Here is a 14,281-nt window from a genome sequence, read left to right as displayed (position 1 = left end):
CGCTCGGCAGTCTCCGGCGAGGGCGCGCCGTCGCCTCGGGCCGCCGGTAACCGCCGGGCCGCCGGTAACCGCCGGGCCGCCGATAACCGCCGGGCGCCAGGCCGTCGCGATCGTTGGGCGGGGCCATGATGCGCGCGGGAATCGGGGGCCTCATCCTCTGCGGTGCGCTGGCCGGGCCGGTGGCCGGCGGGCAATTGGCCTTGCTGGCCAAGCCTTTCGGCGGTGTTGTCGGGATTCCCAGCGCCGCCGTCGGGTACCTGGCGATCTCGGCCTTCGCGCTCGGTTGCGTGACCGCGGCGATCCGGCCCGGTCGTTCGGTGCGTGTCGGCGGGGTCTGCGGCGTGATCGCGGGAATGGCGTTCGCGATAGCGGGGCTCGTGTCGACGCCGTGGATGTTCACCACGGCGGTACTGGTCGCCGGTGCGGGAACCGGACCGGCATTCGTCGCCGGTCGGATGCGCGCGCTCGCGGGATCCACGCTGACCGGTTGGCACATCGTGACCGCACTCGGTGTGGTTGTCGCCGCGGCCGTCGCCGCGGTCTGCCAACGGTCCCCGGGGACCGGGCTTTTCGTGTCGGGCCTGTTGGCGGCGTCCTGTGCGGCGGTGGCGGTGTTCGCTCCGGACGGTGCGGATTCCGCGACGGCCGTCGGACGACGGCCCGGGGATCGGCTGATACCGGCGCCGATGCGATGGGCCTTGGCAGGCTACGGCGCGCTGGGTCTGCTCGTGGGCGGCACTGTGCTCCCGGCGCTGCATCTGCTGCTGTTCCGCTGGAACGCGGTGGGATCCGAGCAGGCCACCTGGCTGGTCTTCGCGGCGTTGCCCGCGGTCTTCGCGGTCGCGCTGCCCACGCCTGATCCGAGTGCCGTGGTGCCGCTGCTGGCCCTGGCAGCGGGCGGGCCGCTGCTGGTCGGCACCGCACCGGGCGAGGCCACTCTGGCCATCGGTATCGCCGTAGCGCTGGCGGCGGCCGCCCGAGCCGCACGCGGGCTCGACGGTGAAATCCGCGCCGCCATCCTGCTATCCGGCGCGGGCGTGCCATCCGCCACGGGCGCCACGGGCGTGCCATCCGGCGCGGGCGCCACGGGCGTGCCATCCGGCGCGGGCGCCACGGGCGTGCCATCCGGCGCGGGCGCCACGGGCGTGCCATCCGGCGCGGGCGCCACGGGCGTGCCATCCGGCGCGGGCGCCGCGAGCGTGCCATCCGGCGCGGGCGCCGCGAGCGTGCCATCCGGCGCGGGCGCCGCGACCGTGCCATCCGGCGCGGGTGCCGCGACCGTGCTGGTGGCCGCGGTCGCCGCGGCGACGGGGCTGGGGCTGGTCAGTGCTCTGGCACGGCTGGCGGGCACCGGCTCGGGACTGGCCGTGCTTGCCGGGGCGGGCGTGGGCTGCGCGCTGCTGTGCGGGCGGCTCGCACCTCGGCCGGCTGGAGCCGAACCCGTCTTCCCAGGAGGCACAACATGATTCGCACCATCACCGTCCGCTCGGCCGCGGCCGTCTCGCTGACCGCGGCACTTCTCACTTCGACGCCGGTTGTTTCGGTGCTGCCCGCGCAGGCGGCACCCGGCACGGCCGCGATACAGGTGAGCGCCAGTACCGACTTGACCACGGGCCAGCGAATCACCGTGCACGGCACGGGGTTCCGACCCGGACTCGCTTCGATCGCGGTGGGCCTGTGCAAGCAGGGCTTCACCAGCGGAATGCGGGATTGCGATCTCGGCGGTGGCGCGACGTTCGTCAACGTCGCCGACGACGGCACCCTGCCGACCGTCACACTCACCGCCCGCCCGCATTTCAACATGATCGACTGCCTGCGGCAGCAGTGCGTGATCGCCGCCGCGCCGCTGCCCGGCACCGAACCGCCCAGCGTGCTCGCGGCCAACTCCGCCGAGATCGCGGTCACTTTCACCGGATCGCAACTCCCGGCGGCCACGGCCGCCCCCACCGTCGCGACCACCGCGTCCACGGCCGATATCGACGGACCGTCGCTACCGCTGTGGTCGGCGACCGCCGCCCTGCTGGTCGTAGTCGCCGGTCTCGCCCTCGCCGACCGGCGACGGCTGTGAACACTCTCAGGAGAAAAGACATGAAACACAACGCGTTCCGGCTCGCCGTCCTCACGGCGGCCGCGACCGGCCTGCTCGCGGCCGCGCCGACGGCCTCGGCCGCGCCCACCCTGCAACTGGATACGAGTACGGGAGTCGCGGCGGGACAGACGATCACCGTGGAACTGTCGGGCTTGGACGCCAACCTGGCGGGCGTCGCGGTCGGGCAATGTAAGCCGCAGGTCGTCGCGCCGACCGACTGCCACCTCACCGGATCGCTGATGGGCTCCGCCGACGCGCAAGGCGTATGGCAGCCCAGAAACGGCGCCCGCACCCTCACCCTGGTCGCGGCGGTGGGCGGCACCGACTGCGCCGCGGCCCCCGGCGCCTGCGCGATCAGCGTCACCAGCTTGACCAACCCGTCCCAGATCCTGGCCTCCGTACCGCTGACCTTCGCGGCGAAGACCGCAGTCCAGCCCACCCCTGCGGCGTCCCCCGCCGCGGAATCCGAAAGCGACGACAGCAACACCAGAATGATCGTCGGCATTGCCGCTGCGGTCCTCGTGGTCGCGGCCATCGCGGCATTCTTCCTGCTGCGCCGCCGCGGCAGCACCCGATGAGCACGCTGACCCACGTGTCCTGATGAAGTTCCACGAGCGCGGCGACGCTCAGCAGGCGGCGAAGCTCCTGACCGGCCTCCGATCCACGGTGCCCGAGATCCGGTCCCTGACACTGGCCCTCGACGAACTCGACACCCCCGTGTCCTACCACCTGTTCATGATGACCACGCACAATTCCGAGTCGGAACTCGCTGCCTACCAGCGACATCCAGCCCACCGGGAAATCGCCGAATGGCTGATACCCCGCCTCGTAAGCCGCGCGGTGGTCGACTACCGGGAGTGATCCGCAGCCGACGTCCGCGAAGATCGGAGCGCGTCGCCATGCTCGCCGAATGGCTGGCACCCCCGCCTCGCCAGTCGTGCGTTGGTGGACTATCGGGGTGCGCCGTAGCGGACGTGCGCGAGGATCGGAGCGCGTCGGCCGCGGCTAGCCGAGGATCGGGTGGTCTGTCACCAGCGAGATCCCACCCGGCGCTCGAGTACTTCCGATCGCGGCCAGCGCGAGCATGCGGTGATCGAGACCGCTGCCCACGCGTGCGATGTCGGAAGACTATGACGCCGTCGACGGGTTCGCGTGCGAACTCCGAGTTACCGTGCCGGGCTGGAGGTCTATCCAATAGCGCCGTGCGGGCCCGTATTCGGTATCGCGGATTTCCTCGAGAGTCCCGCCGACTCGTTCGATTGTTTTCGCCGAGGCGATGTTGTCCGCAGCGCATACCAGCAGGACGCGGTCCAGCTCGAGCAGCTGTGCCGTGTCCAGGATTGTGCGGAGCGCCCAGGTGGCGAGTCCCCGCTGTCGCGCGGTGGGCCGGATGCCGAAGCCGATGTGGCCCGCCCAGCTCACGTAGTCGTCGAACCTTTGTCGCAGTGCGATTCCGCCGCACACTCGGCCGTCCTCGACGATCCAGCGGTAGGTGGTGCGGGTGTCGGCGATCAGCCGGCTCACCCATGCCGCGAAGCCGTCCGGTGAGCCGGTTTCGTCAGCCGGTGTCAGTCCGAACCCGTCTTCATGGGTGCCGGGGCCCCACTCGGTGTGTGCTTCGAGCCAGGCGTGGTGCAGTCGTGTGGTGGGCGCGATCAGCTTGGGCACGTACCCATTCTATTGAGGTACTACATTGCGGCAGAGCGGCTTTCAGCTAGCGGGTGGGGCCCGGGTAGGCGCGGGCGGGCATGCCGGGACCGCCCGCCCGGAATGCGGCCGGGGCGTGTCGCACGGTGGTCTGGACGTATTCGCGTAAGCCCTCGACGGCGTACTCGCGGCCGAAGCCGCTGCGTTTGGTGCCACCGAACGGCGCGCGCAAGGACATGCCCGTGCGGTTGTGAGTGTTGATGAAGGTGAAACCGGCCTCCAGGCGGGTGGCGAAGGTGAAGGCGCGATCCTCGTCGACCGACCAGACCGAAGCGCCTAAGCCGAGTTCGCTGTTGTTGGCGCGCGCGAGGGCCTCGTCCTCGGTGTCGTAGGTGAGGACCGGGACAGCGGGGCCGAATTGCTCCAGCCGGACCAGATCGGCGTCGTCCGGGAGGTCGAGAACGAGCGTGGGGGCGACGAAATAGCCGTCGCTGTCCGGGCTTTCGGCGAGCGGAAGCATCCAGCCGCCGCGGTTCCAGGCATCGGCGGCGAGGGCGGTCATGCGCGCGGCGGCGGCGCGGCTCACCACCGGGCCCATCGTCACCTTCTCGTCGAGCGGGTCGCCGACCGTCAGAATTCGCCGCGCGGCCGCGAGGTATGACTCGATGAACTCGTCGAACCGCGCCTGCGGCACGTACAGCCGCTTGGCTGCCATGCATACTTGGCCCGCGGTAGCGAACGAGGCCAGCACCAATCGTTCGTAATCGTCTGGTGTCAGCGCGAAGTCGTCGAGAAAGACGGCGGGGTCGTTGCCGCCCAATTCGAGTACCACCGGCGTGAGCGCCTGCCCGGCCGTCGCCGCGATGCTGCGCCCGGCGTCGCCGCCGCCGGTGAAAGCCACCTTGCCGATCAGCGGATGCGCCACCAGAGCCCGCACCGTCTCGGCGCCGCCGTGCATCACCCGCACCCCGGGCAGGAGTTCCGCCACCGCGCTGATCGCCAGCGGAGCCAGCGGAGAAGGCTTGAGCACCACGGTGTTTCCCGCCGCCAGCGCCGGGCCCAGCTTCAGCACCGACAGGATGATCGGCGCGTTCCACGGCGTAATGGCGGCGACCACCCCGTACGGTGCGGGCGCGCATTCGATCCGGCCCAGGTCGTCGTCGATGGTCGTTGCCATCAGCACGGTCGCGGCATTGTCGCGCACCCAGCGCAGATAGGTTGCGGCGAAACCGATTTCACCACGGCAGTCGGCTACCGGCTTGCCGCTCTCGCGGGCGAGCAGCGCGGCCAGGTCCGAGCGCTTCGCATCCATCCGGTCGGCTGCGGCGCCGAGTGCGGCGAGCCGGGTGCCGAGGGGCCGGCGTGACCATTCGCGAAAGTCTCGATGTGCCTCGCGCACAACATCGTCCACGGAGTCGGGTGTGGTGACCGGCACCGACCCGACGATCTCGCGGGGCCGTGCCGGATTCTCACGCTGGATCCGCACGAGTAGCTCCTCGTCGCAGCGATGGCGAACGCTTCGATGTCCGGCGAGCAGGGCCGTGTCGGTGACGGCACACCAGACGTGGCGACTCACTGCGCGATGCCCCACCGGCCGTTGAACTCCCGAGGGAGGTGCGCGCGGCACGAAGCCCCCGAATTCGGGCGCGCCACCTTCGCGCGTCGGCACACCGCCCTGACCGGCCGCGTCGCCGCCCCGACGCCGTCACGGCTGGTTCTCCAGGGAATCGAGCAGGCACGCCCGCCGGAGATAGGCGCGCGCGGCGGCCGGGTCGGCTGCCAAGGCGCGCAACTGCTGGTGGTAGCCGTCGTCCTGACTGCGCAGGCGTTGCCAGTTGTCATGGCTGGCCCGCTGGACATGCTCGACGGCGACGGTGCGGCGGCGGACCGCGACCATGTCGAGCTCGGATTCGGGGCCACCGTCGAGGACGCCGGCGAGCGCATCCGCCAACTGGACGGCATCGTGGATGCCGCTGTTCATGCCCATCCCGCCGAGCGGGTTGTTGACGTGCGCGGCATCGCCGGCGAGCAGGACCCGCCCGAGGCGGAAGCTCTCGGTGACGCGCTGGTGGACCTGATAAAGCGAAGCGTGCAGCACCCGCCACGGCCGGCCGAGGTCGGCGACGGCGTCCAAACGCGCTGGAAGCCGCGCCAATTCGTCGTCGTCGCGGGTGTCCGCCGGGGTGGGGAGCAGCACCCGCCAGTGCTCGGGCGTGCGCAGCAGCACCAGCCATTCTTCCGGATCGAAGACGTAGTTGATGGGCGCGATACCGGGCAGCACCGCCGTCAGATCCTCCGCCACCGAGGCGACGAGAAACCGTTCCGGGTAGGTGCTGCCGTCGAATCCCGCGCCGAGCGTGCGCCGGACCGTCGAGTGCGCGCCGTCGGCGGCGATCACCCAGTCGGCCAGTACGGGGCCACGTGAGGTGTGCACGATGACCCCCTCCTCGCTCGGGTACAGGCTGTCGACCCGGTAGCCGAAGCGCACGCCGGCGTGCGCGGGCAAGGCGGACAACAGGATCGGGGTGAGTTTGCTCTGCTCGCACTGGACCCGGAACGGATATGGCGTGTCGGCGGCGAGCACGCCCAGATCGAGGGTGGCGATTTCACCACCGCCGCGAGCCCGGTACTGAAAAGTCGAGGCGATGATGCCGCGCGCGAGCAGCGGTTCCAGCGTGCCGAGGTCGGCCAGCATCGCGAGTGTCGGCGGATGGAAGGTGGAGGCCCGGGATTCGGTGGCCAGCGTGTCGCCCTGTTCGAGCACCGTGACCGGCACGCCGCGGCGGGACAGCGTCAGCGCGGCGGTGAGTCCGACCGGGCCCGCGCCCACCACGACTACGGCGCTCATGTGGTGTGCAGGGCGAAGCGGCCCTCGACGCCGACGACCCGGGCTCCGGTGAAGAACCGCAGCGTCTCCGCGGTGCCTTCCTCGCCGAGTCCGGACCAGCCCCACGCCGGGCGCGGAGTCATCAGGTGCAGGCTCATGATGGAGGACCCGTTGACCTTGACCTCACCGGCACGGATCTGCCGCGCCACCGACAGAGCCCGCTCTTCGTCAGCCCCACAGACGTAGCCCTCGAGCCCGTACGGCACCGCGTTGGCGAGCCGCACCGCGTCCGCTACCGAGTCGTACGTGGCGATCCCGGCGATCGGGCCGAATACCTCGTCGGCCGAATCGCCATCCAAAAGCGTTGGTGCGACGAAGTTTCCGCGATCGGGCAGTTCACCGAAGGAGTGGAATCCGCGACCGGACAGCGATTCCCGGACCAGCCGGGCATGCCGCGAGTGGATGAGCGGGCCGAAATCGGTGCCCCGGTCGAGCGGCGGGCCGAAGCGTAACGCCTCGAGCCGCTTCCCGATGGCTTCGACGAGTTCCTCGGCTCGGTCGGCGGGCATGATCAAACGACCCAGCGCCCGGCACCATTGGCCGTTGAGTGTGGTGAGCAGTTCGGCCGCCATCCGCGCGGCGGTCTCGACCTCGGCGTCCGGGAGTACGACGAGCGGATTGTTGCCGCCCAATTCGAGCTGGCAGGGTCGCAACAGGGGAGCCGACGCGGTCGCGACCGAGCGTCCGCCCGCCACGCCGCCGGTGAAGGACACGGCTTTGATCCGTGGATCGGCGACCAATTGCGCTCCGGCCTGGACGCCGCCCTGGACCAATTGGAACATCCCCGCCGGTACATGCTCGGCGATCACTTCGGCGAGCGGAATCGCGCTATAGGGCGTCAGCTCACTGACTTTGAGGATCACCGGGCAGCCGGCGGCCAGCGCGCTCGCGACCTTGTGCGCGGCCATCGGCGCGGGCGCGTTCCACGGCACCAGGCACAGCGCCGGCCCCAGTGGCAACCGGTGCACCTGCACCCCGTCGCGGTCGGCGCGCAGCGCGCCGGACCGCAACTGCTGGGCGGCCAGGCGGAAGGCCCCCGCGACGATGACACCGAGCAATTCGGTCTGCCGGATCGGCACACCCGTTGCCCGCGAATCCCATTCGGCCAGTTGCGCCAGTCGGGGTTCCAGCCCGTCGGCGATCGCGTCGAGCAGTTCCGGTGCGATGACGCCGGAGGCGCGGTCGGCCACCGCGAGGGCGCGTTCGATTCTGTCGCCCGAGGTGGCGACAGCCCGCGCGACCTCGCATCCGGTGGCCGGATCTTCCAGCGCCACACCGAGATCGATCGACGGCGTGCCCCAGTCGCCGTCGATCAGGTCGACGATGCGGGGGAGTTCGCCACTGCCAGCGGTGCTTTCAGTCATTGCGCAATCTCCGGTAGTGCGTAAGGTCCGTCACGGCTTCGCGTGCGAAGGCGTCCGCTGTGCGTCGCGTCACCGCGCCACCTCAGGGGCAGGTGCTTGCGCGTCGGCGGTGTTGCTGTCGGGTATGTGCGGTGCGGGCGCGAACAGCTCATTGGCTTTGGCGTCGGTGATGACGCGCGCCACCTCGAGCAGGCCGCGCTCCGCGGGGAACGTCATGACCAGGCCCATCGCGAGGTCGCGCAGCGCGCGCCCGGCCACGCCGCTCATCGAAGCCGCCGATGTCCCACCGGCTTTCAGTCCGCCGAGCGCCACCTGGAAGCACGCCTCGGTGACCGCGCCCTTCCCGAGCCGCCACTGGGTGAACACTTCCTGCTTCGGTTTGACCGGCGGCTCCACGGTTTCGATGCCGAGCTGGTAGCGCAGCCACAGGTAAGCCGTCTGCAACTGCCGGGTCATCTCACCGATGAGCACCTGGTGCACGGGCGAGGAGGCGATGGGTGCACCCGTGTCGGCGAAGGTCTTCCGGGTTGTCGCGGCGAGGGTTTCGTCGTAGACCCGTTGCGCGCACCCGGTGTAGACCGCGGCGATGGCCAGCTGGTTCCCGACGAAGCTGCCCCGGCTCATGGTGAGCATCTTGGTGAACGCGCCCGGGACCGCCAAGGCTTCGTCGTGCGGGATGAACACCTCGTCGAGCCGGATGCCGTTGTTGGCGGTGGCTCGCATGCCGAGTCCGTCCCAGGGGGCGCGGGTGCTCACCCCCGCCGCGTCGCGCGGAACGAAGAACGTCGCCAGCCCCTCGGCGGTGTCGTAGCCCTCGAGTTTGGCCGAGGTCAGGTAGTAGTCCGCGACGCCGGTCGCGCAGCCGAACGACTTCTCGCCCTGCAGGATCCAGCCACCGTCGACGCTGCGGGCGGTCGTGGCGATGGTGATGTTCGCCTTGGCGGTCTTCACCGACTCCGAGGCGAAATTGGCCAACCACACCCCGTCGGCCATCCGCGTGAGCACCTTCTCGGCGAAGGCGCGCACCACCGGTATCTCGTCGTCGGAGAACAGCCCCGCCTCGATCGCCTCCAGCGGCAGTAGTCCGCGGGAGGCGCTGGTGTTGTGGAAGAAGTAGGCCAGCGCCGTGGACGGGCAGGCGGTGCCCATGGCGAAAGTCGCGGCGGCCAGGTCGCGCAGGGTGCCGCCGAGGCCGCCGAATTTCTCCGGCACCACCAGGCCCAGCAGACCCGCGTCGCGCAGCAGCGACACATGCGACGGCGGGAAGGTCGCGGTGCGGTCGGCCTCCTCGGCCGCCTCGCGCAGCGCGGGCAGAACGGATTCGACTCGCTGGGCGCGTGCGCGTTCCGCGTCGGTCATGTCTTCGACGAGTCGTGCGCCGATCATCGGGCTATCCCCTCGTAGTAGGTGCGGTCGTGATAGATGAGCGGGGGCGCGGGCCGGGGTGCGGCCGCGTCCTGGACCAGGCCGAGCACGATGGTGTGGTCCCCGGCGGGATGGCAGGCGGCGACCACGCAGTCCACCCAGGCGACCGCGTCGGCCAGTACGGGTGCGCCGGTGGTCGCGGTGTCCCACCGGGGGACGGCGGGAGCCGACCCCGCTGGGTGGGACAAGCGCTGCGGCACCGAGAATCGGTCGCCCGCGTCGGCGGGGGAGGCGAAGCGGCGACCGATTTCCTCGTGATCGTGGCCGAGCATGTTGACCGCGAAAACCCCACTGCGCCGGACCGATCGGCAAGTCGTGCTGTCGGTGGCCAGGCATACCGAGACGAGCGGGGGCTCCAGGGCCACACTGGTGAACGAGCTGGCCGTCATTCCATGACGGCCGCCACCCTCGCGCAGCGTGGTGACGACCACGACGCCGCTGGCCCACTGGGCGAGCACGGTGCGGAGATACGTCGGATCCACCGTCACCTCCGTTTCGGTAGTGGAAACGCTGTTACGCTCAAGGTAACGCTGTCCGGGCTCCGGCGCAACCGGTAACAGCGTTGTGGCGCAGACGTTTCGGGGGGTTTTCCGAGACCGTTTCCCATCGGGAAATGGCGTGCCCTAAGCTGTTGGCGTGTCGGACACCGAGGCCGAGAATCAGAGTCGCTCCATCGCCGCCGTCGAACGAGCCATGGACGTGTTGTTGCTGTTCGGCCGCACCGGGCGGCCCGATCTCGGGGTTACCGAGATCGCCAACGAACTGGGCCTGACCAAGGCCGCGGTGCACCGCATTCTCACCGCGCTGCGCAACCGCGAACTCATCACCCTCGAACCGACCACCCGCCGCTACGCGCTCGGTCATGCGGCGATCGCGCTCGGCCGCGCCTATCTCGCGCGCACCGATCTGCGCGTGATGGCCGGTCCGGAACTGCGCCGGCTGGCCTCGCTCACCGGAGAAACCGCCACCCTCTCGATCCGCCGGGGCGACACCCGCATGTATGTGGATCAGGTTGTGCCGGACCAGGAACTGCGGATGGAGGTGGCGCTCGGGGTGCCGTATCCGCTGCACGCGGGCAGCTCGTCCAAGGCCATCCTGGCATTCCTGCGCAAGGCCGAGATCGATGAATACCTGGACCGGCACGAGCTGACGCCGTTCACCGACGCCACCATCACCACGCCGCGCAAACTGCGCACCGAACTCGCCGAGATCCGCAAGCGCGGGTACGCGATCTCCATGGGGGAGCGGCAGATCGGCGCCGCGTCCATCGCCGCGCCGGTGCTCGATCACGACGGCGGTGTGGTGGCCGCGCTCAGCGTGTGCGGACCGCTGTCGCGCTTCGAGCCGCGGATGGCCGAGTGCGTGCCGCTGTTGCAGAAGGCGGCCGGCGCGGTGTCGGCGCAGATGGGTTATTCGGCCTGACCCGGTTCACAGCTGCGCGCCGGGCTTGAACACGCCGAGCGCGGCGGCGGCGAGCACGCTGCCCCAGATCAGCCAGACGTAGGGCAGGCAGCCGTCGATGCTGCGGCGCAGGGTGCGTTCCACGGTGTCCTCGGAGCCGGTCGTCATCAGGGTGGCGAAGGCGGGACCGAAGGGGCGCAACGTCATTCGGATGCCGAGACCGGCGGCGATGGCGGCGGCGTAGAGCAAGGTTTTCACCCCGAGCCACTTCGGGTTGGTGGTGACGCCGAACGGTTCCGCGGCGATCAGCGCGTAGCCGCCGGTGCCCGCCATGCCCGCGATGACCGCCCACCGGATCGCCAGGTCGCCCCGCCGGACCATCGGGATAGCGCCGTGTGTGCGGTGCTGAATCACGGTGAGCGACAACCAGAGTGCGGCGAGCAGCCACACCGGGGCAATGGTCCACCAGGGAAACAGCGCGATGTCGAAGAGTTCCGCGCCGTGCGGTTCCAAGGCCATCAGGGTGAGGCCGCTGGGCAGGAACAACACCAGGCAGACCTTGGGGGCGAGGTCCAGTCCGCTCATGATGGCCAGCGCGGTGGCGCGGGCGGCCGGCGTCCGCTCCGGGTCGATGACGAAGCGGCTGGAGTAGAACACGCCCAGGTCACCGCCCAGCCAGCACACGAACAACACCAGATGCAGCAGGATCCACCAGCCGTGTGGGTGCGGGCCCATTCGATTCCCCTGTTCTCTTGTGCGAAACGGTGTTTCGCAGAGTACGCTTCGCGCTAGTTTCACATCGAAACGCTGTTTCCACAAACACAGCGTTTGCTAACGAATGGGGTCTCATGCGTGCCCTCGTCCTGGCCGCCGCCTGCCTCTTATCCCTGATCGCCGTGCCCGACCCGCCCGCCGAGGGCCGGGAACGGGTGCGATCCGCCGAAATCGGCATCGAAGGCGATGCCGCGACAGTCTGGTATCCCGCCGGGTCCGAGCGCCGCCTGCCGGTTGCGCTGCTGCTGCCCGGCGCCAATGTCCGTAAGCAGTACTACGCCGGATTCGCTGCCGCGCTGGCGGATTACGGGTTTGTGGTGCTGGTGCCGGAGCACTATCCGTTGCCGTTCATCGGGTACGCGGTGCCCAGTGAGCATTTGCTGAACCGTGCTGTCGCCTGGGCGCGTGTGGCGGCCGCCGATCCGTCCTCGGCGATCGGCGCGGTGCTGGATCCGGGGACGCTGGTGGTTGCCGGGCACTCCTACGGGGCCGCCGCCGCGCTGTACGCCGCCGCCGACCGCTGTCAGCCGCCGTTCTGCTTCGGCCTGACCTACCGCCGCCCGCCGGAATTGCGGGCGATCGTCGGCCACGGCGCCAACACCACGGTCGGCGCCTCCGTGGATGAGGTTGCGGTGCGGAACATTCCGGTGATGTTCGTCAACGGCAGCAATGACGGCGTCAGCGAACTCGCCGAAGCCCATGCGAGCTTCATGCGCCTGAGCGGGTCTCCCTCCTCGGCCTTCGTGAACCTGCTGGGCGCCAACCACTTCTGTCTCACCGACGAGAACAACCCGCCCGGCGCGGCGCCGGACCCGCGCGTCCCGACCACCACGTGGGGAGCGTCCATCGCCACGACCGCACGCTGGACGGCTATGTGGTTCCTGGCGCAGCTCGGCGACCGGGCCGCGCGCGATTACGTGTACCGCATTGGACCGCAGCAGGATTCAGCGGTCACGGTCGAACTGCGGTGAGCGGCGGCCGAACGATGGCGGCGTCCGGGTCTGATAACGTCCGCCCGTGAGCGAGATCCCCACCGCGGCCGACGAGTCCCGGTTCTGGAACATCATCGAGTCGGCGTGGGAGCAGGTGGGCGCGGAACCCAGCGCGCTGCGCGGCGAGCTGACCACCCGCGGCGATGTCGCCGAGACCCTGGAAAAGCAGCTGAGCACGTTTCTCGATCAGCTGCGGGCCCTCGCCGGTGAGCTGCCCGCCAGTGAGCTGACCGCGCTGGACCGCGTCCTGGAGCGCAAGATGTACGACCTCGACCGTGCCGACATCCACCGAGTGATCGGCGGTTCCGATGACGGGTTCCTGTACGGCCGCGGCTTCATCGTCGCGATGGGCAAGGACTACTACGAGGCAGTAGCGGCGGCACCCGAAACGGCCGCGCGGGACGCGGAATGCGGCGCAATGGGCTACTTCTTCGCCCACCTGCACAATGAGCGGTTCGGCGGCTTTCCCCGCACCGGGGGCGGCATCACCCGGGAAAGCATGTCGAACCCGTCCGGCTGGGCGTAAACACCGAGGAAGGAGCGCCTGTCGTGATCCTGCCGAAAATCCGGGACCCGCGCTTCGTGACGATTCGTCGTGGTGGGACCCTCACCGACGCCGATCACCACCTCTTGGCACTGTGGGCCGCCTCGTGTGCGGAACATGTCCTCGGCTACTTCGAGGCCGCCCAGCCTGGAGACCCGCGTCCCCGTCAAGCGATAGAGCACGCCCGAGCCTGGGTGCGGGGCGAGGTCAAGATGATGGCGGCGCGCGCCGCCGGCGGACATGCGATGGGGGCGGCCAGAGACCTGCGCGGGGCAGCGCGGCACGCCGCCTACGCTGCCGGTCAAGCTGGGTGCGTCGCCCATGTCGCCGCGCATGAACTCGGCGCGGCCGCCTTCGCGATCAAAGCCGCGCGCGCGGCCGCGCCGCCGGATATGAGCGAGTCCGCGGGACGACTCGAATGCCAGTGGCAGCGTGACCAGCTGCCGGCGGCGATCCGCGAACTCGTGCTCGACGATCAACGGTTGCGCAACGACATCTGCTGGTCGGTCTTCGACTGCTGAATCCGGCACTGCCGGTCAACGCAGGACCCGGAGCGCCGCGTCGAGACCGATGACGTCGGCGTACTTGGCGTTGAGGTCGAACAGGTTCGCGTCGTGCAGCCGGGGGTCGCGGTCGCCACAGGCGTCGGCGACGACCAGGGGGCGGAAACCGTGCTGGAGCGCGTCGGTCGCGGTGGCGCGCACGCAGCCGCTGGTGGTGAGGCCGGTGATGAGCAGGGTATCGATGCCGGCGGCGGTGAGGTTGGCGGCCAATGCGGTGCCGTGGAAGGCGCTCGGATACTGCTTGGTGATCACCGATTCGCCGGGAAGCGGGGCCGGATCGTCGAGGAACTCGGCCAGGGGATTGCCTTCCTCGAACACAACGAGGGTGGGGACTTTCCGGCGGAACAAACCGCCCTCGCCGGTGCCGGGCTGGTAGCTGACGCGGGTGAACAACACCGGATATCCCGCCGCACGCGCGCGGTGCACCACCGTGGCGGCCGCGCGCACCGCGTCCTCCACCGGCGCGCGCAGCGGGGAGTCGTCCACCAGGTAGGCGGCACAGACATCGATCACCAGCACGGCGGGGTGGTCCCCGGCGCCCAAGGGCGTGCCGTAACCCGCGCCGCGGGCGTCTTCGGCCAGATCTTTCATTCGA

16 protein-coding genes are annotated in these 14,281 nt (G+C 70.0%); 8 read left to right on the top strand and 8 right to left on the bottom strand.

Annotated features, from left to right (window positions below):
* The first annotated feature begins 125 nt into the window (after window positions 1-125).
* Genes BJ987_RS37870 through BJ987_RS28050 form a run of 4 tightly spaced genes read left to right on the top strand, consistent with a single transcriptional unit; the run spans window position 126 to window position 2,950 of the window.
* Entirely contained in the window at window positions 126-1,466 is a 1,341-nt protein-coding gene (locus BJ987_RS37870) for a hypothetical protein (RefSeq protein WP_281070395.1), read from the top strand.
* Complete coding sequence (locus BJ987_RS28060) at window positions 1,463-2,068, top strand: neocarzinostatin apoprotein domain-containing protein (RefSeq protein ID WP_209895823.1); 606 nt, start codon at window positions 1,463-1,465, stop codon at window positions 2,066-2,068. Before BJ987_RS37870 ends, BJ987_RS28060 begins: the two co-directional genes overlap by 4 nt.
* 20 nt (window positions 2,069-2,088) lie before the next feature.
* Entirely contained in the window at window positions 2,089-2,667 is a 579-nt protein-coding gene (locus tag BJ987_RS28055) for a neocarzinostatin apoprotein domain-containing protein (protein WP_209899749.1), read from the top strand.
* 22 nt (window positions 2,668-2,689) lie between these two features.
* A complete protein-coding gene (locus BJ987_RS28050) occupies window positions 2,690-2,950 on the top strand; it encodes a Dabb family protein (protein ID WP_209895821.1) in 261 nt (86 codons plus the stop codon).
* 267 nt (window positions 2,951-3,217) lie between these two features.
* Here the strand turns inward: BJ987_RS28050 and BJ987_RS28045 are convergent, their stop codons facing one another.
* The 6 genes from BJ987_RS28045 to BJ987_RS28020 all read right to left on the bottom strand — a co-directional run bounded on the left by BJ987_RS28045 (window position 3,218) and on the right by BJ987_RS28020 (window position 9,894).
* Window positions 3,218-3,757, bottom strand: coding sequence for a GNAT family N-acetyltransferase (locus tag BJ987_RS28045; protein WP_209895819.1), 540 nt, complete (start codon window positions 3,755-3,757; stop codon window positions 3,218-3,220).
* A gap of 46 nt (window positions 3,758-3,803) precedes the next feature.
* The gene (locus BJ987_RS28040) at window positions 3,804-5,222 is read right to left on the bottom strand and encodes an aldehyde dehydrogenase family protein (RefSeq protein WP_209895817.1); all 1,419 of its coding nucleotides are present in this window, start codon (window positions 5,220-5,222) and stop codon (window positions 3,804-3,806) included.
* 219 nt (window positions 5,223-5,441) lie between these two features.
* On the bottom strand, window positions 5,442-6,584 hold the full coding sequence (locus BJ987_RS28035; protein ID WP_209895815.1) for an FAD-dependent oxidoreductase: 1,143 nt from the start codon (window positions 6,582-6,584) through the stop codon (window positions 5,442-5,444).
* Window positions 6,581-7,987, bottom strand: a complete 1,407-nt coding sequence (locus BJ987_RS28030; protein ID WP_209895813.1) for an aldehyde dehydrogenase family protein — start codon at window positions 7,985-7,987, stop codon at window positions 6,581-6,583. Before BJ987_RS28030 ends, BJ987_RS28035 begins: the two co-directional genes overlap by 4 nt.
* 69 nt (window positions 7,988-8,056) lie before the next feature.
* A complete protein-coding gene (locus tag BJ987_RS28025) occupies window positions 8,057-9,373 on the bottom strand; it encodes an acyl-CoA dehydrogenase family protein (protein ID WP_245366162.1) in 1,317 nt (438 codons plus the stop codon).
* Window positions 9,370-9,894, bottom strand: a complete 525-nt coding sequence (locus BJ987_RS28020) for a flavin reductase family protein (protein ID WP_209895811.1) — start codon at window positions 9,892-9,894, stop codon at window positions 9,370-9,372. Before BJ987_RS28020 ends, BJ987_RS28025 begins: the two co-directional genes overlap by 4 nt.
* Before the next feature lie 154 nt (window positions 9,895-10,048).
* Here BJ987_RS28020 and BJ987_RS38085 point away from each other — a divergent pair, with 154 nt between their 5' ends.
* A complete protein-coding gene (locus tag BJ987_RS38085; protein WP_209895809.1) occupies window positions 10,049-10,834 on the top strand; it encodes an IclR family transcriptional regulator in 786 nt (261 codons plus the stop codon).
* A 6-nt stretch (window positions 10,835-10,840) separates the two neighbouring features.
* On the opposite strand, the gene BJ987_RS28010 is transcribed toward BJ987_RS38085, so the two are convergent.
* The gene (locus BJ987_RS28010; protein WP_209895807.1) at window positions 10,841-11,548 is read right to left on the bottom strand and encodes a hypothetical protein; all 708 of its coding nucleotides are present in this window, start codon (window positions 11,546-11,548) and stop codon (window positions 10,841-10,843) included.
* Between the two features lie 113 nt (window positions 11,549-11,661).
* Here BJ987_RS28010 and BJ987_RS28005 point away from each other — a divergent pair, with 113 nt between their 5' ends.
* The 3 genes from BJ987_RS28005 to BJ987_RS27995 are packed head-to-tail and all read left to right on the top strand — an operon-like array spanning window position 11,662 to window position 13,644.
* Entirely contained in the window at window positions 11,662-12,558 is an 897-nt protein-coding gene (locus BJ987_RS28005; protein ID WP_209895805.1) for a poly(ethylene terephthalate) hydrolase family protein, read from the top strand.
* Window positions 12,559-12,604: 46 nt separating this feature from the next.
* Window positions 12,605-13,105, top strand: a complete 501-nt coding sequence (locus BJ987_RS28000; RefSeq protein ID WP_209895803.1) for a DUF4240 domain-containing protein — start codon at window positions 12,605-12,607, stop codon at window positions 13,103-13,105.
* 23 nt (window positions 13,106-13,128) lie between these two features.
* Window positions 13,129-13,644, top strand: a complete 516-nt coding sequence (locus tag BJ987_RS27995) for a putative immunity protein (RefSeq protein WP_209895801.1) — start codon at window positions 13,129-13,131, stop codon at window positions 13,642-13,644.
* A 15-nt stretch (window positions 13,645-13,659) separates the two neighbouring features.
* Here BJ987_RS27995 and BJ987_RS27990 read toward each other — a convergent pair whose 3' ends face one another.
* A complete protein-coding gene (locus tag BJ987_RS27990; protein WP_209895799.1) occupies window positions 13,660-14,277 on the bottom strand; it encodes an isochorismatase family protein in 618 nt (205 codons plus the stop codon).
* Between the last annotated feature and the right edge of the window lie 4 nt (window positions 14,278-14,281).

Origin of the sequence: Nocardia goodfellowii (assembly GCF_017875645.1) — a bacterium.
In the GTDB taxonomy this organism is placed as follows: Bacteria; Actinomycetota; Actinomycetes; order Mycobacteriales; family Mycobacteriaceae; genus Nocardia; species Nocardia goodfellowii.
The sequence above is the reverse complement of the archived record's forward strand: the minus strand, read 5'-3'. Positions and strand labels throughout refer to the sequence as shown.